General features: G+C 72.7%; 6 protein-coding genes and 2 pseudogenes. 2 read left to right on the top strand and 6 right to left on the bottom strand.

The annotated features are described in order from the left end of the window. Positions 1–79 precede the first annotated feature (79 nt). Positions 80–1,840, top strand: coding sequence for a non-ribosomal peptide synthetase (locus ACGFQC_RS28615; protein WP_363090145.1), 1,761 nt, complete (start codon positions 80–82; stop codon positions 1,838–1,840). Positions 1,841–1,846: 6 nt separating this feature from the next. On the opposite strand, the gene ACGFQC_RS28610 is transcribed toward ACGFQC_RS28615, so the two are convergent. Then, positions 1,847–3,034, bottom strand: coding sequence for a cytochrome P450 (locus ACGFQC_RS28610; RefSeq protein ID WP_363090146.1), 1,188 nt, complete (start codon positions 3,032–3,034; stop codon positions 1,847–1,849). Between the two features lie 188 nt (positions 3,035–3,222). Here ACGFQC_RS28610 and ACGFQC_RS28605 point away from each other — a divergent pair, with 188 nt between their 5' ends. Further along, entirely contained in the window at positions 3,223–3,918 is a 696-nt protein-coding gene (locus tag ACGFQC_RS28605) for a tryptophan 2,3-dioxygenase family protein (RefSeq protein WP_393288885.1), read from the top strand. Between the two features lie 139 nt (positions 3,919–4,057). Here ACGFQC_RS28605 and ACGFQC_RS28600 read toward each other — a convergent pair whose 3' ends face one another. The 5 genes and pseudogenes from ACGFQC_RS28600 to ACGFQC_RS28580 all read right to left on the bottom strand — a co-directional run. After that, positions 4,058–4,465, bottom strand: coding sequence for a winged helix-turn-helix domain-containing protein (locus ACGFQC_RS28600; RefSeq protein ID WP_363090147.1), 408 nt, complete (start codon positions 4,463–4,465; stop codon positions 4,058–4,060). Between the two features lie 449 nt (positions 4,466–4,914). Then, the gene (locus tag ACGFQC_RS28595; protein WP_363090148.1) at positions 4,915–5,127 is read right to left on the bottom strand and encodes an MbtH family protein; all 213 of its coding nucleotides are present in this window, start codon (positions 5,125–5,127) and stop codon (positions 4,915–4,917) included. A 47-nt stretch (positions 5,128–5,174) separates the two neighbouring features. Then, positions 5,175–14,588 (bottom strand): amino acid adenylation domain-containing protein, encoded by a 9,414-nt coding sequence (locus tag ACGFQC_RS28590; RefSeq protein ID WP_363090149.1) that lies wholly within the window; start codon positions 14,586–14,588, stop codon positions 5,175–5,177. Between the two features lie 8 nt (positions 14,589–14,596). Next, a pseudogene (locus ACGFQC_RS28585) lies at positions 14,597–14,833 on the bottom strand (phosphopantetheine-binding protein); the annotation flags it as partial. Between the two features lie 126 nt (positions 14,834–14,959). Further along, a pseudogene (locus tag ACGFQC_RS28580) lies at positions 14,960–22,393 on the bottom strand (amino acid adenylation domain-containing protein); the annotation flags it as partial. Between the last annotated feature and the right edge of the window lie 61 nt (positions 22,394–22,454).

Raw genomic sequence — 22,454 nt, 5'->3', positions numbered from 1 at the left:
AAGGATTTGCCGGGCTCCCCGGACGCCGGAGATTAGATTCGCCGTCGATCAGGGAGCCTCCCGAAGGAGCTGACCGCGCTTGAACACGGTTCCTGCACTGTTCGAGTCAATCGTCGCCCGACGGGGCGGAGAGCCCGCGCTCATCGACGGGGAGGGCACCCTCGGGTACGCGGAGCTGAACACACGGATCAACCGGCTCGCCCGCGGGCTCATCGCGCACGGTGTCGGTCCCGACTCACTCGTCGCGGTCGCGATGCCGAAGTCGCGAGAACTGATCGTGGCGATCATGGCGGTGCTCAAGGCCGGCGGCGCCTACCTCCCGCTCGACCCGGACTATCCGGCGGAACGCCTGTCGTTCATGCTGTCCGACGCGCGGCCGGTGCTGCTGCTGCGGTCCTCCTCGGTGGCGCCCCTCGGCGCGGGTCCGGAGGAACTCGTCCTCGACGACCCGGCGTTCCGTGCCGCGTGCGCGGTTCTGCCGGGACACGACGTCGCCCAGCACGAGCGCCGCGCCGCACTGCGCCCCGAGCACCTGATGTACGTCATCTACACCTCGGGGTCGACCGGAACGCCCAAGGGTGTCGCCGTGCCGCACAGCGGTGTGCGCGACATGGCCGCCACCCAGGCGGCCGTCCTGCGGCCGGGCCCGGGCGACCGCGTGCTCCAGTGGGCGTCCATCAGTTTCGACGCCGCCTTCTGGGACGTGTCCCTGGCACTGCTGTCCGGGGCGGCCCTCGTGATGGTGCCCGCCGACGACCTGCTGCCGGGCCATCCGCTGGGGAACACCCTGCTCAAGTACGGCATCACCCACGCGGTACTGCCCCCGGTGGCGCTCAGCGAGACCGACGCCGAGGACGTCCTGGCCGGCGGGACCGTCATGTCCACGGGGGACAGCTGCACGCCGACACTGGTGCGCAAGTGGTCGCGGGCACGGCGGATGTTCAACGGTTACGGTCCGACCGAGGTGACCGTCGGGGCGACGATCGCCGGGCCGGTGCGCGACGCCGGTGGCATCGGGATCGGCACGCCGTGGTTCGGCAAGGAGGTGCACGTGCTCGACGAGCGCCTGCGTCCGGTGCCGCCCGGCACGGAGGGCGAGTTGTACATCGCGGGCAGCGGGCTGGCGCGCGGCTACCTCAACCGGTTCCCGGCGACCGCGGCGAAGTTCGTGGCCGACCCGTTCGGGCCGCCGGGAACCCGGATGTACCGCACGGGCGACCGGGGCCGCAGGGGACCGGACGGCGAGCTGTTCTTCGCGGGCCGCGCCGACGGCCAGGTGAAGCTGCGCGGTTTCCGCGTCGAACTCGGTGAGATCGAAGCCCGGCTCGCCGCCCATCCGGCGGTGGACGTCGCCGTCGCCGTGGTGCGGGGCGAGCTGGCCGACGCGCATGTCGTCGGCTACGTCACCACCACGGCGCCGGTCGAGCCGGGTGATCTGCGCGCCCATGTCGCCGAGTCGCTGCCCGCGCACATGGTGCCCGCACGGGTCACGGTGCTGGAGCGGTTCCCGACGCTGGCCAACGGCAAGATCGACCGGGGGGCCCTGCCGCAGCCGGACGCGGGCACCGCGGCACTCCCGGACGGCGGACGGGCGCCGGACGCCGTCGAGGCGGACGACTGCGCGGCCGTGGTCTGCGCGATCGTGCGGGACGTCCTCGGGATCCCGGAGGCGACGGCCGCCGACAACTTCTTCCAGCTCGGCGGGCACTCCGTGCAGGCGACCAGGCTGGTCGCCCGGATCCGGGAGCGGTTCGAGGTCGCGCTGTCGATCCGGACCGTGCTGGAGGCCGCGACGATCGGAGAACTGGCCGCGGCCGTCGAGAGCCGGCTGCCCGGCTGACGGCCGTCAGCGGAAGGCGACCGGCAGACTGGCGTAGCCGTTCAGGAAGTTGGAGTAGATCGGGGCGGGCTCGCCGCACACCTCGATCCCGGCGACCGACTCGGTGAGCGCGCTCAGCAGTGCGCGCAGCTCCGTCCGGCCGAGGAACGCGCCGACGCAGAAGTGCGGGCCGTGGCCGAAGGAGAGGTGCTTGTTGGGCGAGCGGGCCGGGTCGAACCGGCGCGGCTGGTCGAACACCTCCTCGTCGTTGTTGGCGGAGGTGTTCCACAGCGTCACGATGTCGCCCGCGCGCACCTGCCGGCCGCCTATCCGCATGTCCCGGGTCGCGGTGCGGGCGAAGTGCATGGCCGGTGTGGCCCAGCGCAGCACCTCCTCGACCGCCGTGTCGATCGCGGCCGACCCTTCGCGCAACGCCCGCCACTGGGCGGGGTGCTCGGCGAACGTCTTGACCGCGCAGATCGCGGACACGCGGGAGGACTCGTCGCCGCCGAGCACGAGGCTGTAGCAGTTGAGCGCGACCTCCTCCAGTGTCAGCGGGCGGCCTCCCGCCTCCGCCGTCGCGATCATGCTGATCACGTCGTCGCCGGGGTCGCCGCGGCGGTGCCGGGCGAGGTCCATGAAGTAGCCGATGATCTCGTTCCGGGCCTCCAGGGAGTCCAGCCGGTCGGAGTCGGCGTCGTCCGAGGAGAGGGCGAGCTTGTTCCAGCGCAGCAGCTTCTCGCGGTCCGCCTCCGGAACGGAGAGCAGATCGCAGATCGTGTTCATCGGGATGTGCTCGGCGACCTCCGCCGCGAAGTCGAACTCCCCTCGCCGGACGACGGTCTTGATGAGCCGTGACGTCCGTTCCCATACCTTCTCCTCCACCGCGCCGAGGACGCGCGGGGAGAAGGCGCGCAGCATCAGGTTGCGCAGCTCGCGGTGGCGGGGCCGGTCGGTGACCGCGAGCATCTTGCCGCCCGCCGAGTCACCGCCGCTCAGAAGGACGTCCAGAACGGTCCCGCGAGCGGAACTCAGGGAGCGTACGTCGGCGTAGCAGGACAGCACGTCGGCGTGACGGGCGACGACCCAGAAACCGGGGTTTCCCTCGTGCCAGTACACGGGCCGGTGCTTGCGCACGTCGCGCCAGAACTCGTACGCGTCGTGCCGTACGAAGACGGTCGCGTCGGTCAGGTCCAGCTCGGTCGGGGTGGTCATGCCGAAATCGTCACATCGGCGGCACCGACGGCGGGAAGCTCTTGCGCAGGTCTTTCTTCGTGAATGAGAGACGAAAGATTGCTGATCAGCTGGTTCCTTCCCGTGTCACGCTCAGGAATATGGGTCGTTGGACGAGCCGGATCGTCCGGTTGCGGTCGGCAGACCACCTATGACGAGGAGGCGGCGTCCTGAGTACTCTGACGTATGGGGACTATCTCCACATGGAGACCCTGCTTTCGCTCCAAGAGCCGCAGGCCCCCCACACAGCCGGCCGCGCGGTCGTCCTGGCCGAACAGTTCTTCATCATCACCCACCAGTCCTGCGAGCTGTGGCTCAAGCAGCTCGGGGCTGATCTGGACGCCGCCACCGAGGCGCTCCTGCCGCCCTGTGACCCGCACGACCTGGAGCTGGGGCTGGAATTCCTGCTGCGGTCCGGCGAATTGATACGGGTGCTCCAGCAGCAGTTGCTGGTGCTGGAGAAACTGCCACTGCGTTACTTCGCCGAGTTCCGGACCTATCTGGACACGGCGAGCGGCGCGCAGTCCGCGCAGTTCCGGCGGCTGACGGCACTCCTCGGCAACAGCCACCACCAGGGCAGTCTCTACGAGGCGTTCGCGGCGGCGACCGACTACCACGGGCAGTCCGTGCACGACGTCTGCCGACGTGGCGTGGAGTCCGGCGTGCTGCACCGTCTCGCGGAAGCGCTGGTGGACCTGGGAAACGGGTACTGGCACTGGAAGGTGGCACACCTGGCGCTGGTGTCGAAGATGATCGGGGAGCAGGGCGGAACCGGCGGCTCGAGCGGTGTCGACTTCCTTGCCCGCCGAGTCACCCGGCCCTTCCCCGAACTTCGCCGGCTGCGCGGGAAGGTGCACCACTCGTAGCCTTCCGGCCGCCGATGGGCACCCATGCGTGAGGGCCTCCTGTGATCGGGCGTGGATACCGCGGTCCACACCGAACACAGAAGGCCCTCACTTGATCAAGCACCCCGCACACGTGTCACCGACATGCCGGGACAGCCGCCTAGCGGACTTCGGTCTCCAGGGCGTAGCCGCGGCCCCAGGCCGTGCGGATCACCAGGTCGGTCGGTGACAGACGGCGGCGGAGCCGCATGATGTGGAGGTCGAGCGAATTCCTCGTCGGCCTCTGCACGCGTTCCGCGAGCCGTTGTGAGAGTTCATGCCGGTACACCACCTCCCCGAAGTGCTCGATGAGCAGCTCCATCAATTCGGTCTGGACGTTGGAGATGGTGATCGAGTGCGAACCGAAGGTGAGTGTTCCCGCGGAGTCGAGGGTCGGTATCTGCCGGCTGTCGAGCCGGTTCTGGAGAGCCCTGACCCGGGCGTCGAGATCGTCCCGGGAGATGGGCGCCCGGACCCAGTCCTCGAAGGGGTCGTTGCAGACCGGCGGACGGGCACCTGCCTCCACCACGAGGAGACGAGGTACGCCGTCCCTCCTACATCGGTTCCGAAGGTCTGTTTGTGCCGGCCATCGGACGAACATGACATCGCTGGTCGTGCATCGCACAGCGTGCGCCTCCCCGTCGACGCAAATGGATGGTCACTGTCATCGCCGGCCGACGGCGTTCGCACGTCGGCCGAGCAGGCATAACAGGCCGTAGGCCGTGGTGGTGTGGTTCGGTCGCCACGGCCTCGCCCCGCAGCGGCGCCGCGTTTCCCCGGGCCGGCGCCCGGAGCCGCGCCTCACGGCACAGCGCTGGTGCCGTGGCAGGCGACGTCCGCCCGTCAAGGAGCGGCGTCCGGTGCGTGCTCTCGGCGTGCCGGCCGGAAGTCCTCGTACTGGACGTACTCGGGCTTTCGGCCGGTGCGGCGAGAGGGCGTGCCGGGCGTCGCGACGGGGCGAACGTCGCCGCCGCGGCACTAGCCGTTCATCGCCTCCCGGAGACTGCGCGGCCGCATGTCGGTCCAGTGCTCCTCCACGTAGGCGACGCTCTCCGTCCTTCCGGCGGGGCCGAAGACGCTGCGCCATCCGGCGGGCACCTCGGCGAAGGCCGGCCACAGGGAGTGCTGGCCCTCGTCGTTGACCAGCACGTGGAACCGGCCGTTCTCGTCGTCGAACGGGTTGGTGCTCACCTTTTGTCCTCCAGATCTCGTTTCAGCACGTGCGGGTTCGAACAGGGTCACTGCGCTGCCCGCAGAATCCGGTTGATGGTGCGGCTGATCTCAGCCGCGTTCCGCGGCCAGTACATCTCGTTGTGAGCACAGGCGATGTCGACGCGCTGCACACGACCGTCGACGTGTTCCTGCCAGAGCACGTCCAGGTCCTCGTCCAGTTCCCGCTTGTCGTGGGTCTCCGGGTCGAGGAGTGCGTTGAAGAAGACGACGTCACCGCGGTACCGCGGTGAGGTGAACCGCCGCATCTGATCCATCTGTCCGATGAAGATCGAGGAGGCGGTGGTGACGAGCGACGGGTATTCCTCCATCCCTGCCAGGTGTCCCATGTAGTTGGCGAGGTAGCGGCGGACCATGGACTCGTCCAGCGCTTCCAGGTCGGCGAAGTGGCTGGAGGGCGCGGCGTCCAGCAGCGCCAGGAGTGCCACCTCGTGTCCGCGGCGCTGGAGTTCGGCCGCCATGGCGTGCGCGAGGGTGCCGCCGAAGGACCAGCCCAGCAGGTGGTAGGGGCCGCTCGGCTGGACCTGGAGCACCTGCCCGAGGTAGTCCTCGACCATCTCCTCGATGGAGCCGGCCGGCGCGGTGGTCCCGTCGAAGCCGCGTGCCTGGATGCCGTACAGCGGCCAGGCCGGGTCCAGGTGGCGGGCGAAGCCCAGGTAGGGCCAGCTCAGCCCGCCGCCCGGGTGCAGCCACCACAGAGGCGGCTGGTGCCCCTCGGTGCGGATCGGCAGCAGGACGGCGAACGGGTCCTCGAAGTCGGCGTCGGCGTCGGTGTCGGTGGTCAGCTGTGCCGCCAGTTCGGCGACGGTCGGATACTGGAACACCGTGCGGATCGGGACGTCCACGCCCAGCTTCTCGTGGATCCGCCAGACCAGACGCGTCAGCCGCAGGGAGTGGCCACCGCAGGCGAAGAAGTCGTCGTCGATGCCGATCCGGTCCAGGCCCAGCACCTCGGCGAAGAGCGCGGCGAGTTCCTCCTCGCGCGGGGTGCGCGGGACCCGGTGTTCCCCGCCGACCGGGTCCGGCTCGGGGAGCGCGGCCCGGTCCACCTTGCCGTTCTCGGTGAGTGGCAGCCGGTCGAGGACGACGATCTCGGCGGGCATCATGAACTCCGGGAGCCTGCCGGCGAGCCGCTCGCGCAGCAGGGAGGGCAGCCGGGAGGCGCGGCGGGAGACCGCGGGGACGTTCGCCAGCCGGGCCGAGGGGGCGCCGGCGGGCCGGTACAGGCCGTCGCAGCAGACGGCGTCGACGTCCGGCAGGATGGCCGCCTCGAAGCAGTCACCCGCCTGGGCCGACCATGTGCAGTACACCGCGAGCCCGCGCCGGGCGCCCCAGGCCTCCAGTTCGGCGGGGTCGAGGGTGCCGCCCAGCTCGGCGGGAGCGCCCCATTCTGCGGCCTCGCCGGCCAGGCGGGCGTTGGGGACGCGGGTCAGGCGGAGCCGGCCGCCGTGCCGGGCCAGCGCGGTCTCCAGGTCGGCCAGTTCGCGGACCTCCGACGCCCAGACCGCCTCGGGCAGGTCGCCGAGGTCCAGTGGCTTCGCCGGCGCCTTGTGCAGCACGACCTCGTAGCGGTGGCGGGTCAGCTCGTTGTGGTGGGTGCCCTGCTTGAGGCGGATGTCGGCGGCCACTGCGTCCGGGCGGGCCTCGGCCCAGCGGGTGAAGAAGCCCGGGTCGACGACGAGTTCCTTCTCGGCGAGCACCGCGCGTTCGACGGCGGTCTGCACGGCGGCCGGACCGTCGGCGGGCTGCCGGCAGCGGTGCACCGCCGCCGCGAAGGTGCGCAGGGTGCGGTGGTTGCGGACGTCGCCGAGCACGACGCGTCCGCCGGGTGCGAGCCGGTCCATCGCGAGATCGAGCACCCGGGTGAGGTAGTCGGCGTCCGGGAAGTACTGCACGACCGAGTTGAGGATCACCGTGTCGAAGTGCCCGGCGGGCAGGCCGTCGGCGTCGTCGGCGGGCTGGCAGCGCAGGGTCACCTTGCCCGACAGCCGCCGGTCGGCGCTGGTCTGGGCGCGCAGTCGTTCGATGACGGGCGCCGAGAAGTCTGTGCCCCAGTACTCCTCGGCCTCCGGTGCGAGCGGGCCGAGCAGCAGGCCGGAGCCGACACCGATCTCCAGCACCCGGCGCGGGCGCAGGGACCGCACCCGGCGCAGCACCGCCTCGCGCCAGGACCGCATCTCCGCCAGCGGGACGGGGCGGCCGGTGTAGGAGCTGTTCCAGCCCGTGAAGTCCTCGCCGACGGTGTCGGTGGCGACCTCTGTCCCGCCGTACATGGTGTCGTAGATCTCGCGCCACTCGCCGACCTGTTCGACGGCGTCACGGCCGGTGGACGCGGTGCTGTCGGGCACCACGTAGGCGACCATGCGGCGTTCACCGAGCCGGTCCCGGCGCACGGCGACCACCGCGTTCGCCACGCCGTCCTGTTCGCGCAGCACCGCCTCCAGCTCGCCCGGCTCGACGCGGAAGCCGCGCAGCTTGAGCTGGTCGTCGCTGCGGCTGACGTAGTGAAGGCGACCGGCGGTGTCCCAGCGCACCAGGTCGCCGGTGCGGTACACGCGCGCTCCGGGCCGTGCGGACGGGTCGGGCACGAACCGGGTGGCGGTCAGGCCCGGGCGGCCCGCGTAACCGCGCGCCACGCCGTCGCCGCCGATGTACAGCTCGCCCACCACGCCGGGCGGCACCGGCCGCAGCCGGTCGTCCAGGACGAGGAGCCGGCTGCCGTCCATCGGGGTGCCGATGGGCAGCGGGTCGGTGCACTGCGCCGCGGAGGCCATCCGGTGCCGGGTGGCGAACGTGGTGGTCTCGGTCGGGCCGTAGCCGTTGACCACGGTGACGCCGGGGCAGGCGTCGAGGACCGTGCGGACGGCGGTCGGCGACAGGACGTCCCCGCCGGCCCACACCTCCTGGACGGCGGCGAAGCACTCGGCGTGCTGTTCGGCCATCACGGCGAACAGTCCGGCGGTCAGCCACAGCGCCGTCACCTCCCGCTCGGTGATCACCCGGGCGAGTTCCGCGGTGTCCGGCCGGCCGGCGCGGGCCACAACGGCCGTGCCTCCGCCGAGCAGCGGCACCCACATCTCGTACGTCGACGCGTCGAAGGTGTGCGGCGAGTGGACGAGGACGCGGCGATGGGCGCCGGTGCGGAAGCAGCCGTCGAGCGCGAGGTCGACGACGTTGCGGTGGGTCACCTCCACGCCCTTGGGGCGGCCGGTGGAACCCGAGGTGTACATCACGTAGGCGATGGCGTGCTCGCCGACGCCCTCCACGTCGGGCGGCGAGTCGGGCAGCCCGTCGAGATCCTCCTCGGCGAGTCCCCCGTCCACGATGACCGCCGGACCAAGGTCCGCGAGCAGGAGGTCGATGCGCTCGGGCGGGTAGGTCGGGTCGACCGGAGCGTAGGCGGCACCGGCCTTGAGGACACCGAGGATGGCGGCGACCAGCAGCGGCGAGCGTTCCATCACGAGCGCGACGCGCTCGGCCGGGCGGGCGCCGCGGGCCCGGAAGTGGTGCGCGAGGCGGTTGGCCCAGCGGTCCAGTTCGGCGTAGGTCCAGGTGAGCGTGGCGTCCGCGGAGACCAGCGCGGTCGCGTCCGGCGTCGCGGCGACCGCGGCGGCGAACCGCTCGGGAAGGGTGCCGGCCTCGAACCCGGCGCCTCGGGCCGGGCCGCCCCAGGCGCTCAGCGCCGCGCGCTCGTGCTCGGTCAGGACACCGACGGATCCGATGGGGGTGTCCGGCGCCGCCACCGCTTGGCGCAGGAAGTGCATCCAGCGGTCGAGCAGCGTCCTGACCGTCCCCGCGTCGAAGAGTTCGGTGGCGTACTCCGCGAAGCCCTCGATGCGGGCCGGTGCGCCTTCCTCGTCCCGTTCGGTGACGCTGATGAACAGGTCGAAGCGCGCGGTGCCCAGGGAGAACGGCTCCTCGGTCACGGTCAGGCCGGCCAGGTGGAACTCCGGCCGCGTGTTGTTCTGGAGCGCCAGGCACACCTGGAAGAGCGGGTGGTGGGCGGGCGAGCGGACCGGGTTGAGCACCTCGACCAGGTGCTCGAACGGGATGTCCTGGTGGTCGTAGGCGGCGAGGCTGCTCTCGCGGACCCGGCCGACGAGTTCGGCGAAGGAGGGGTCGCCGGAGGTGTCCGCGCGCAGCACCCACGTGTTGACGAAGAAGCCGACCAGTCGGTTGAGCGCCTCGTCGGTGCGTCCGGCGATGGGCGATCCGATCGGCACGTCCGTGCCCGCGCCGAGCCTGGTGAGCAGCGCGGCGAGGGCCGCCTGGAGCACCATCGAGACCGTGGCGCCGGACTCCCGGGCCATCCGGCGCACGCCGTCGGTCAGCTGGGGGTCGAGTGCGAGCGGCACCAGATCGCCGGCGTACGACGCGACGGCGGGCCGGGGCCGGTCGGTGGGGGGCGTGACGGTCTCGGGCAGGCCGGCCAGCTGGGTCGTCCAGTAGTCCAGCTGCCGCCGGTAGAGGCTGCCCGGGTTCTCGCTGTCGCCCAGCAGTTCCCGCTGCCAGAGCGTGTAGTCGGCGTACTGCACGGGAAGCGGTTCCCACTCGGGCGCCCGGCCCGCGCTCCGGGCCTCGTAGGCGGTGGTGAGGTCCTCGGCGAGCGGGAGGGCGGACCAGCCGTCGGCGGCGATGTGGTGCGCGCCGATGAGGAACACCGCCTCGCGTTCACCGGTCCGCAGCAGCCAGGAGCGGAACGGGATCTCGGCCGTCAGGTCGAACGGGCGGCGCGCCGCCGCGCACAGGACGCCGGGCAGTTCGGCCTCGGTGACCTCGCGTTCCTCCCAGGGGACCTCGACCGCGGCCGGTGGCAGGATCCGCTGGTACGGCTGCCCGTCCGCCTCGCCGAAGACGGTGCGCAGCGATTCGTGCCGCACGACGACGTCGTGCACGGCGCGGCGCAGGGCGGCCGCGTCGAGCGCGCCGCGCATCCGCAGGGCCAGCGCGATGTTGTAGGTCGCCGAGGGTCCCTCGAAGCGGTGGATGAACCACAGCCGCTGCTGGGCGTGGGACAGCGGCAGCCGTTCGGGCCGGACCTGGGGCCGCAGCGGCGCGCGGAGGTGGTTCAGGGTGGTCAGGTGGGCCGCGAGCTCGGCGACGGTGGGCGACTGGAAGACGGCCCGGATGGGGATCTCCACGCCGTGCTCGGCCCGGATGCGGCTGACCAGCCGGGTGGCCAGGAGCGAGTGGCCGCCGACGGTGAAGAAGTTGTCGTCCACGCCGACCCGGTCGAGACCGAGGACCGCGGCGAACAGCGCGCACAGCGATTCCTCCTCCGGTGTGGCGGGGGCCCGGCCGCCACCGGCGGTGTAGTCGGGCGCGGGCAGGGCGCGCCGGTCGGGCTTGCCGTTGTCCGTCAGCGGCACGGCGGCGATGGGCACGATGGCGGCCGGGATCATGTACTCGGGCAGCGTCTCCCGCAGGTGGGAGCGCAGGGCGGGCAGCAGTGCCGTGACGGCGGCGGCGGCCGCGGGGTCGTTCGCCGGGGTGCGTCCGTCGGTGGCCGGCAGGTACGTGCCGGTGAGGGGGGTGCCGGCCGCTGGGCCGTCGCGCAGCACGACGACGTCGAGCAGGTCGACCGCGTCGGCCGACCAGGTCGGCACCGCGTCCCAGCCGTGCCGGGCGGCCCAGGCGCGGATCTCGGCGGGGTCGAGCGGCGGCAGCTCGGGCGCGGCGGAGCCGTCGAGGCCGAGGGCGCGGGCCGCTGCGGCCTCCTCGGTGAGGCGGGCGTTCGGGATCCCGGTGATCCGCACCGCCGGCTCGGGCCGGTCGCGTATTCGGTCGGCGAGCCGGTCCAGGTCGCCTTCCCAGGCCAAGGTGGGGACGTCGTCGAGCCGTCGCGGGGCGTCCGCCGGTTCCGTACCCGGCTTGTGCAGCACGACCTCGTAGCGGTGCCGGGTCAGCTCGTTGTGGTGGATGCCGTCCTTGGCGCGGATGTCGGCTCCTGCCGCCCCGGCCCGGTGTGCCCAGCGCAGGAACCACTCGGGGTCGACCACCAGTTCCTTCTCCAGCAGGACGGCCTGGTCGACCGTGGTGCGCAGGACGGCCGGTGCCGCATCGGGGTGCTTCGCCCGCTGGACGCCCGTCTGGAGCGTGCTCAGGGAGGCCGCCCGCCGGATGTCGCCGAGGACGATACGGCCGCCCGGCGCGAGCAGTTCCCAGGCGCCGTCCAGCACCCGGGCGAGGTAGCGCTCGTCGGGGAAGTACTGCACGACCGAGTTGAGCACCACGGTGTCGAATCCGCCGCGGGGCAGTCCGGTGAGGTCGTCGGCGGCCTGGTGGCGCAACCGGACCCGGTCGGCCAGGCCGGCCCGGGTCACCTGGTCGCCGAGCCGGTCGATCACCGCCCGGGAGAAGTCGGTGGCCCAGTACTCCTCCACCCGGCCGGCGACGTGCGCGAGCACGAGTCCGGTGCCGACGCCGAGTTCGAGGACGCGCTCGGGTGACCAACGCAGGACGCCTTCCACGACGGCGTCGCGCCAGGCCCGCATCTCGTCGAGCGGGATCGGCTCACCGGTGGAGGAGTTGTTCCAGCCGGTGAAGTCCTCACCGAACCCGTGTCCGCCGTCGTCGGAGTAGGTCTGGTCGTAGACCTCCTGCCACTCCCCCACCTGGTCGTCGGTACCGCCGGCGGGCGGCAGGGTGGCGGTGTCGGGGACGACGTAGGCGACCAGGCGCAGGTCGCCGGGCTGGTCCTCGCGGGCGGTGACGATGGCCTGGCGGACGGCCGGGTGCCGGACCAGGGCGTGCTCGATCTCGCCGGGCTCGACGCGGAACCCGCGCAGCTTGACCTGGTTGTCGGCGCGGCCGAGGAAGCAGATGTTGCCGTCCGGGAAGAAGCTGGCGCGGTCGCCGGTGCGGTACAGCCTGTCGCCCTCACGCGCGCTGAACGGGTCACGGACGAAACGTTCCGCGGTCAGCTCGGGCCGGTTGACGTAGCCGACGCAGAGGCAGTCCCCGCCGATGTACAGGTCGCCCTCGACGCCGACGGGGCACGGCTCCATGTTCTCGTCGAGCACGTAGTAGCGGGCGTTGTCGATGGGACGGCCGTAGGGGATGCTGCGCCAGGACGGGTCGACCTCCCGGACCCGGAAGTAGTTGGACCACACCGTCGCCTCGGTGGCGCCGCCGAGGCTGACGATCTCCGCGCCGGTGAACACCCGGCGGACCTCGTCGGGCAGCGACAGCGGGGTGTAGTCACCGGAGAGGAACACCAGGCGCAGGTCGTCGGTGCCCTCGTACCCGCCGTCCTCCGTGAGCAGGGATGCGACCTGGTTGAGGGTGGTGGGCACCGAGTCCCAGAAGGTGATCGGCTCCGTGAGCAGGACGTCCAGGAGCAGCTGTGGATCGCGCTGCTGGACGGCGTCCGCGATGTAGACGCCGCCGCCGCAGCCGAGCAGGCCGAAGATGTCGAAGACGGAGAGGTCGAAGCCGAGCGAGGTGACGCACAGGACGACGTCGTCGGGGCCGAACGCGAACGTGCGGTAACACCAGTCGAGCAGGTTGTGCACCGGGCGGTGGGTGACCGCGACGCCCTTCGGCTTCCCGGTGCTGCCGGAGGTGAAGATGACGTACGCCGTGTTGTCCGGTCCCGCGGCCGGTTCCGGATCGTGGTCGGCGCCGGGCGACCGGGCGTCGGCGAGTTCGGCGAGCCGGACGCCGTCCGGCAGGGTCCAGCGTTCGGTGTCCGGCGTGGACAGCACGAGGGAGCACCCGGCGTCGGCGAGCATGCCGGCCACGCGGTCGGCGGGCAGCGCCGGTTCGAGCGGCAGATAGGCGCCGCCCGCCTTGAGCACGCCCAGGACGGCGGCGATCATGGCCGGCCCGCGGGGGACGCCGACGCCGACGACGGTCTCCGGGCCGACGCCGCGTTCCTTGAGGTCCCAGGCGACGCGGTTCGCCCACCGGTTCAGCTCGCCGTAGGTCATGGTGCCGCCGGCCCAGCGCAGGGCGGTGGCGTCCGGGCGCCGTGCGGCCTGCTCCTCGAAGAGCAGGTGAACGGGTCCCGGGCAGTGGACGGGGCGGGCGGTGTCGTTCCACTCGACGAGGATCTTGTGGCGCTCGGCGGCGTCGAGGGTGTCGCCGGACCGGCCGGGCCCGGCCTCGGCCGCTGCGCCGACGGTGGTCCTCGGGTCGGCCACGACCTCCTCGACCACGGCCACGAACCGTGCCGCGACGTCCTCCACGGTGGAGCGGTCGAAGAGGTCGGTGGCGTACTCGATCTCACCGACGACAGAGCCGGTGGAGTCGTCCGGCGCCAGGTTGAAGAACAGGTCGAACTTGGCGCTGCCGGTGGGAAGCGGTTCCATCGTCACGGTGAGACCCGGCAGGTCCAGGTGCGGCGGGATGTTGTTCTGCCATGCCAGCACCACCTGGAACAGGGGGTGGTGCGCGGTCGAACGCTCCGGCCGCAACAGCTCCACGAGCCGCTCGAACGGCACATCCTGGTGATCGTAGGCGGCGATCGCCTTCTTCCGTACCTGTTCGAGCACCCACTCGAAAGTCCGGTCCGCGGTCACCTGCACGCGCAGCGTCCAGGTATTGACAAAGAAGCCCACCAGTTCACTCAGTGCCTCCTCCGTACGGCCCGCGATCGGCGAGCCGACGGTCACATCCTTGCCGCCTCCCAGCCGATGCAGCAACACCACCAAGGCCGCCTGGAGCACTATCGCCGTCGTGACACCATTGGTTTGCGCCAACTTCTCCGCAGCGGAGCGCAGTTCGGCGGACAACCCGACCGGGACCGATCCGCCCCGGAAACTCGCCACCTCGGGACGGGGCCGGTCCAGGGGCAGCGGAAGAGGCTTGGACACACCGGCCAGTTCCTCGCGCCAATAGGCGCTCTGCACCGAGACGACGCTGTCCGGATCCTTTTCGTCACCCAGCATTTCCTGCTGCCACAGCGCGTAGTCCGAGTACTGCACGGGCAGTTCGGACCAGTCCGGTGCCGTGCCGGCCACCCGGGCCCGGTAGGCCGTCGACACGTCACGTGCCAGCGGGGCCAGCGAGCCGCCGTCGCCGGCGATGTGGTGGATCACCAGGACGACCAGGAACTCCTCGTCGCCGCTCTGGAGGACGCAGCCGCGCAGCGGCACGTCCGTCGACAGGTCGAACCAGCTGCCGCTCACCGACTCCACCACACCGGGCACCCGCCCGGGGGCCACCCGGCCCCAGTCCTGCCAGGGCAGGTCGATCTCGGCAGGGTCGAGGACACGCTGGTACGGCTGGCCGTCGGTCTCCGCGAAGACCGTGCGCAGGACTTCGTGGCGCACCATCACGTCGCGGAACGCCGCCCGCAGCGCGACGGTGTCGAGCGGGCCGTGGCAGCGCAGGAGCAGCGGGATGTTGTAGGTGGAGGAAGGGCCTTCGAAGCGGTTGATGAACCACATTCGCCGCTGCGCGTAAGACAGGGGGGTCATGGTTTTTCCTACCTTTCGGTCATTCTCCGCAGCGGCTTTCGAGTGGAGGCCGACATCTCGTTCCAGCGGGCGGTCAGTTCGGCGACGGTCGGGGCGGTGAAGAGGATGCGCATCGGGATCTCCACGCCCATTTCCGCGCGCACCCGGGCCACCAGCCGGGTGGCCATCAGTGAATGGCCGCCCAGGAGGAAGAAATCGTCGTCGAGACCGATCCGCTCGGCGCCCAGAACCTCGGCGAACAGCGCGCACAGCCTCTCTTCCCGGGGTGTGCGCGGAGCCCGGTACTCGTCCCCGGTGAACTCCGGGCGGGGTAGGGCGGAACGGTCGAGCTTGCCGTTGGGCGTCAGTGGCAGTTCCGTGAGTGTCACGAACGCGGCCGGGATCATGTAGGCCGGCAGTCGCTCTCCGACCGCCTCCCGCAGGAGCTCCGTGGTGGGCGGCTCGGCGTCGGTCTCCGGGACCACGTAAGCCACCAGCCGGCGGTCCTCCGGCCGGTCCTCGCGGGCGATGACGACAGCCCGGCGGACCGCGGGGTGGCGGGTCAGGGTGTGCTCGATCTCGGCGGGCTCGATCCGGTAGCCGCGCAGTTTGATCTGGTGGTCGGAGCGACCGAGGTACTCCACCTCACCCGTGGCCGTCCAGCGGGCGAGGTCCCCGCTGCGGTACATCCGGGCGCCCGGTGGCCCGAACGGGCAGGCCACGAACCGCTCCGCGGTCATGCCCGGCCTGTCGTGGTAGCCGCGGGCCAGGCCCTCGCCGGCGATCCAGAGGTCACCGGTGGCGCCGGGCGGCACCGGGCGCAGCGCCCGGTCCAGCACGAGGATCCGGGTGCCGGCGACCGGGCCTCCGACGGAGGGAGGCATGCCGGAGCGGCCGGGGAGCAGACGGGCGGCGGTGGCGTAGACGGTGGTCTCGGTCGGGCCGTAGAGGTTGGTGACCTCGGCGGCGTGCCGGCACAGGGTTTCGGCGAGCGCCAGGGGCAGGGCCTCACCGGTGGAGATCACCCGCAGCCCGGTCAGACAGGCCGGCGCGTGGGTGACCAGGCTCTGCCAGAGCGCGGGGGTGGCCTGCATGACGGTGACGCCGGACCGTTCGACGAGGTCCAGCAGTACCGGCGGCTGGGTGATGTCGTCCTTGCCGGCCAGTACCACCCGGCCGCCGGCGAGCAGGGGCAGGAAGAGTTCCAGCGCGGCGATGTCGAACGCGACGGTGGCGCAGGCCAGCAACCGGTCTTCCGGCGTCAGGGCGAATCGATCCTGCATGCCGGTCAGCAGGATCGCCAGCGCACCGTGCCGGACCACCACGCCCTTGGGCGTCCCCGTGGAGCCGGAGGTGTAGATGACGTAGGCGGCGTGGTCGGCGCCGGCCGGAACGCGCGGGCCGTGGGCGGGGTGGGGGGACCGGTCGGACAGGTCCACCCCGGCCAGCCGCTTCTCGTCGAGGACCAGCACCGGTGCGCTGTCCTCGACCACGGCCCGCACCCGGGCGGCCGGATACTCCGGGTCCACCGGCACATACGTGCCGCCGGCCTTCCACACGGCCAGCAGGGCCACCACCAGGTCAGCCGAGCGGGGCAGCAGCACCACGACCCGGGACTCCGGGCCCACGCCCTGCCCGGCCAGCCAGTGCGCCAGCCGGCCGGCCCGCTCGTCCAGCTCCCGGTAGGTCAGCCGGTGCCCGCGGAACTCGACGCAGACCGCGTCCGGCGTCCGGGCCGCCCGCGCCGCGAGCAGGTCGGGGACGGTCCGCTCGGGGGACGGGACCGCGGTGTCGTTCCAGCCGTGCAGCACCTGTTCGCGCTCGGCGTCGGACAGCACGTCGAGCGCGCCGACGGTGACCCGCGAACCGGCGGCGAACTGCCGCAGCACCCGCACCAGCCGGTCGGCGAGCGCCTCCACGGCGGTCCGCTCGAAGACGTTGCGGCGGTACTGGAAGGAGATCCGCAGCAGCGGGTCGGCCGCCGCGATCACGGTCAGCGGATAGTGCGGCGGGGCGTACGGGCGGATACCGGTCACCACCGGTCGCGCCGACGCGCCTGCCGCCGCGTGGCCGGACCGGTCGACGGGGAACGACTCGAACACCACCAGTGTGTCGAACAGTTCGTTCAGCCCGGTCGCCCGCTGGATGTCGGCGAGCCCCACATGGTGATGGTCCAGCAGTCTCGCCTGGGCGTCCTGGAGCCGGCCGAGCACCTCCGGGACCGGGTCGGCCGGCGTGCATCGCACCCGCACCGGCACCGTGTTGATGAACAGGCCGATCGTGTTGTCCGCGCCCGGCAGGCCGGAGGGCCGGCCCGCGACCGTGGCGCCGAACAGCACGTCCTCGCCGCCGGTGAGCTGCGCCAGCACCATGGCCCACGCGCCCTGCACCAGGGTGTTGGTGGTGACGCCCCACTCCGCGGCCCGGCGCGCCAACATGGTGGTGTCCTCGCCGGTGAGCGGCACGTCGATCTGCCCGCTGCCGCTGCCGGCCGGCCGGGCCCCGGGCGTCGTGGGCGCCAGCAGGGTCGGCTCCGCCACACCGGCGAGTTCCTCGGCCCACGCGCGGGCGGAGCGTGCCGTGTCCTGCCGTGACAACCAGCTCAGGAAGTCCCGGTAGCCGTGCGGGCGCGCCGGTGCGGTGCCGGCGCCGGCGGCCGTGTACAGGTCCATCAGCTCGCGCTCGATGAGCGGCACCGACCAGCCGTCGAGCAGCACGTGGTGGGCGGTGAGGGCCAGTTCGGCGTGCCGGGGGCCGAGGGTGACGAGGGTCAGGCGCAGCAGCGGTGGGCTGTCCGGGCGGAAGCGGGCGTCCCGCTCCTCGGCGAGGATCTCCTCCAACCGCGTGGCGGCGTCGGCCTCGCCGGTGAGGTCGAGGTGCCGCCAGGGCAGCGGGACGTCGTCCACGACGACCTGCACGGGCTCACCGGTGGCGCTCGGTTGGAACGCGACCCGCAGGTTCGGGTGCCGGTCGAGCAGGGCCTGGCCGGCGGCCCGCAGGCGCGCCGGGTCCACCGGGCCTTCGAGCCGGAACACGAACTGCGTCTGGTATGCCTCGGACGCGCTCTGCGCGAGCATCGTGTGGTACAGCAGTCCGTCCTGCAACGGCGTGAGCGGCCATACGTCGCCGACGCGTCCGAAGCGCCTCTGCCAGTCGTCCACTTCTTCCTGGCCGACGGTGACCAGCGGGACGTCGGAGGGGGTCAGTCCCCGCCCGCCGGACTCGACCAGGCTCCGCAGGCCGCGCAGGGCGGCGCACCAGGTGCGGGACAGGGCGCGGACCTCGTCGGCGGCCAGGACTCCGGTGGCGAAGGTGAACAGGGCGGTGAGGCGCGCGTCGTCGCCGGTGCCGGTCACCAGGGCGTTCAGTTCGAGCGCGCTCGGCGTCGGCATGTCCGCGGCGGGCGCGGCGACCAACTCGGCGCATTCGGGCGCCGGGGTCCATCCGGCGACGCGGCTGGGGTCCTGGCCGGGCGCCGGCTCCGGGCGTTCGAAGGAGAAACGGCCCAGGAAGTTGAATCCGATGTCGTCCGCCGGATACGGGCGCAGCAGCGCCGCGGTGTCGTCGTTGACGTAGCGCAGCAGGGTGTAGCCGATGCCCTGGTCGGGCAGGGCCCGCCGCCGCTCCTTCACCCGCTTCAGGGCGTCACCGGCGGCGGCTCCCCCGGTGATCGCGGCGTCGACGTCGATCCCCGAGACGTCGAGGCGTACGGGGGTGACCGTGGTGAACCAGCCGACCGTGCGGGACAGGTCCGCACCGGGCGCCAGCTCCTCCTGCCGGCCGTGCCCTTCGGTCCGTACGACCGTCGTGCCCTCGGTGAGACCTCGCCGTTCCCGGGCCAGCGCGAGGACGAGGGCGGTGAGCAGGACGTCGTCCGCGCCGCTGCGGTAGGCCGCGGGGACGGAGGTCAGGATCGCGTCGGTGAGGTCGGCCGGGAGCTCCACCCGGACGGTGTCGGTGGTGGAGGTGAGGTCCCGGCCGGGGTCGAGCGGCCGGGAGCCCACGGGTGCGACGGGGGCCGCGAGCAGGTCGCGCCACCACGTCACCTCCGCCACCCGTTCGGGGCGGGCCGCCTCGTCGGCCAGGGCGTGCAGCCATCTGCGCAGGGAGGTGCCCACCCGCGGCAGAGCGGGGATCCGGCCTTCCTGGACCTGGTGCCAGGCCGCGGCCAGGTCGGGCAGCAGCACCCGCCAGGACATGCCGTCGACGACCAGGTGGTGGACCGCGACCAGCAGCCGCCCGGGCCCGCCCGCGGCCCCCCGGAACCAGACCAGCCGGAGCATCCGCCCGTCCCGGGCTTCGATGTGCCGCACGGCCTCGGCGGCCTCGGCGCGCAGCAGGGTCTGCCACGCCTCGTCGTCCCAGTCCCCCGGGCAGTCGACCCGGTCGACGAGCGCGTCGGCGTCCACGGTGCCGGGTGGCCGCACCAGCAGGCCGTCGTCCGTCAGCCGTGCGCGCAGGACGTCGTGCCGGTCCAGGACGCAGCGCAGGGCCGCGGTGAGGCCGGGGAGGTCGACGGCCGCGGGCAGCTCCAGCACCAGCCACTGGGCGAGGCGGTCCAGGCCGGGGCCCCGCTCGGCGTACAGCCGGGCCATGGGGGGCAGTGGCAGCAGGCCTACGCCCCCGCCCTCGAGTTCGGCGAGGGCGGCCGGGGCGGTGTCGCGGGTCGCGGCCTGCGCGAGCGCGGCGACGGTGCGGCACTCGAACACGGTGCGCGGGCTGAGCGCCAGACCGCCGGCGCGGGCGCGGGCCACCACCTGGATCGCCCGGATGCTGTCACCGCCCAGAGCGAAGAAGTCGTCGTCCACCCCGATGTCGCTCAGGCCGAGCACCTCGGCGAACGCGGCGGCCAGGAGGCTCTCGTCACCTGTCCGGGGCGGCCGGTGGGCACGGCCGGTGATCTCCGGCTCGGGCAGCCCGGCCCGGTCCAGCTTGCCGTTCGCGGTCACCGGCATGCGGTCCAGCGCGACGAAGGCGGCGGGCACCAGGTGGGCGGGCAGCCGGGCCGCCACGAAGCCCCGCAGCTCGGCGAGGTCCAGACCGGCGTGCAGATCCCAGTCGGTGCCGGTCGGGCCGCTGCCGCCGGAGGTGGCCGGGACGACGTAGGCGACGAGCTGCGCGGCTCCGTCCGCGCCTCGGCCGGGACGGGCGACGACGGCCGCCCTGAGCACCCCGGGGTGGTCGGTCAGCGTGTCCTCGATCTCCTGGGGCTCGACCCGGAAGCCGCGGATCTTCACCTGGTGGTCGGCGCGGCCGGCGAACTCCAGCTCACCGTCGGCGTTCCAGCGCGCCAGGTCGCCGGTCCGGTACATGCGCCGCCCGGGCTCCCCGAAGGGGCAGGCCACGAAGCGTTCCGCGGTCAGGCCCCGGCGGTCGTGGTACCCCCGGGCTAGTCCGGCGCCCGCGATGTGGAGGTCGCCGAAGACGCCGGGCGGCAGCGGTCGCAGCCGGCTGTCGAGGACGTAGAGCGCGGTGTTCCAGATCGGGGTGCCGATCGGTATCGTGCGCGCCCCGGGCCGGTACTGCCACGCGGTGACGTCCACGGCCGCCTCGGTCGGCCCGTACAGGTTGTGCAGCGGCACGCCGAAGGTCCGGTGGAACCGCGCGGCCAGCTCGGCCGGGAGGGCCTCTCCGCTGCACACGACGCGGCGGAGACCGGTGCACGCGGCAGCCCTCTCCTCGGTGACGAACTCGGCCAGCATCGACGGGACGAAGTGCGCCGTCGTGACGCCGGCCCGCCGGATCACCTCGGCGAGGTAGTCCGGGTCTCGGTGCCCGTCCGGTCGGGCGACCACCAGGGTGGCGCCGCTGATCAGCGGCCAGAAGAACTCCCAGACGGACACGTCGAACGAGGCGGACGTCTTCTGCAGGACCCGGTCGGTGCCGTCGAGCCCGAAGCGGTCCTGCATCCAGAGCAGCCGGTTGACGATCGCGGCGTGCGTGACGACGACGCCCTTGGGCCGTCCGGTCGATCCCGACGTGTAGATCATGTACGCGGGGTGGTCGACACCGTGCGGGGCGGAGGTGACGGGCCCTTCGGTGAGCGGGGCGTCGTCGACCATGACCACGGGGACATCCGTCCGGGGCAGCCGGTCCGCGGTGTCCTTGACCGTCAGCAGCAGCGCGGGCCCGGCGTCGGCGAGCATGAACTCCACCCGCGCGGCCGGGTAGTCCGGATCGACGGGGACGTAGGCGGCGCCCGCTCTGAGGACCGCGACCAGGGCGACGACCAGTTCCGGGGAACGGGGCACCGCGACCGCGACGAACCGCTCGGGCCCGGCACCGCGCTCGGTCAGCAGGCGGGCGAGCCGGCCGGACCTCTCGGCCAGTTCCCGGTAGGTCGTCCGGGAGTCCTCGAAGGTCAGCGCGACGGCGTCCGGGGTGGCGCGGGCCTGCCGGTCCAGCAGTTCGGTCAGGGTCGCCGACGGCGGGGTCACCGTGAGGCCGGCGTACTCGGTGAGCAGCGCGCGGCGCTCGGAGGGGTGCAGCGCGGTGACGGTCCCGACCGGGGCGTGCGGGTCGGCCAGGGCCGTCCGCAGGAACGTCACGAACCGCTCGGCGAGCCCGGCGACGTCCTGGTCGTCGTACTCGGCCCGCGGCGCGTCGAACCGGACGTACAGGTCGCTGTCGGCCCTTCCGTCGGTGTAGACGCAGACCATCACCTCGTCGATCACGCCGAAGGTGCCTCCGGCGAAGCGGGCCGAGGCGCCCGACAGGTCGAGCGCCTCCACGGAGGGGAGCACGTTGACGACGGCGCCGAACGGGCTGCGCGCGTCTCCGGTGTGGCCGGTGGCCCGTTTGATCAGGGATATGTCGTGCCGGGCGTGCCGCAGGACACGGCGTCGCTCCCGGCCGAGCGCCTCGGCCAGTCCCACGAAGTCGGCCGCGGGGTCCACCCGCGAGCGCAGCGGCACCCGGTTGGAGAGCAGGCCGAGGGAGCGGCGCAGTGCGCCGACACGGTGGTTGACGGTGATGGTCAGCAGCGGCTCGGACAGACCGCACATGTGCCCAAGAAACGCGGTGGCGGCCGAGGCGATCAGGTCGGGCACCGAGGTCCCGGCCGCGGTGGAGGCGTGTTCCCAGACGGCGAGTTCGGCGGCCGGGACCGTCGCGGTGCGGGTGGACATCCCCTGCGGTGCGGTGAGGCCGTCCCAGTACCCGGGCTCGCCGGCGGGGGCGCCGGCGCCGGGACGGACACCGGCGGGCAGGCGGGCGGCGGGCAGGCCTCCGGCGAGGTAGTCGGGCCAGAACCGCTCGGCGTCGGCGAACCGCTTCGACGCCCGGTAGGCGGCGTCCTTCGCCGCCGCGTCCTCCGGCGGGTTGGGGGCGCCCTCCGGCAGCGCGGAGCCGGCGCGCAGCGCGCGGTAGATCTCGGCGATCCGCCGGGACAGCAGGGTGAGAACGCCGAACGCGTCGGTGAGGATGTGGTGGAAGACGAGCACGAGCAGGTGACGGCCGGGGCCCAGCCGGATGGAGCCGACCCGCAGCAGCGCGTCCTCGGCCAGGTCGAACGGCCGGCGCACGAGATCGGCGACGACGGCGCGGGCCGCGTCGGCGGGGTCGGCGGCGTCGCCGACGTCGAGGTGGAACGGCTCCCACGCCCCGAGGTTCCGGGCGACCGGCCGCAGTCCGTCGTCGTCGCGGCGGAAGTTCACCCTCAGCGCGTCGGCTTCCGCCACCGCCGCCCGCAGGGCCTCGGCGAGCAGGGCGGTGTCCAGGTCACCGTCGATGTCCCAGAGCGTCGCCACGTTGTTCGGTACGTCAGGGGTGAACTCCTGCGCGAGCCACATGGCTTCCTGCGCGGATGTGACGCCGGTACAACCCATCCAGATGCCCCCAGCAAAGTGGTTTCCCGGACAACGGCCCCTCGCCGTGCCGATGCTTGTC

Source organism: Streptomyces sp. NPDC048734 (assembly GCF_043198675.1).
GTDB lineage: Bacteria > Actinomycetota > Actinomycetes > Streptomycetales > Streptomycetaceae > Streptomyces.
Note: the sequence above shows the minus strand (reverse complement) of the source record. Positions and strands in the feature narration are given on the sequence as shown.

Excerpts from the sequence above, each read along its gene's own strand:
- ACGFQC_RS28610 (WP_363090146.1), bottom strand. The coding sequence starts at position 3,034 with ATGACCACCCCGACCGAGCTGGACCTGACCGACGCGACCGTCTTCGTA.
- ACGFQC_RS28590 (WP_363090149.1), bottom strand. The coding sequence starts at position 14,588 with ATGACCCCCCTGTCTTACGCGCAGCGGCGAATGTGGTTCATCAACCGC.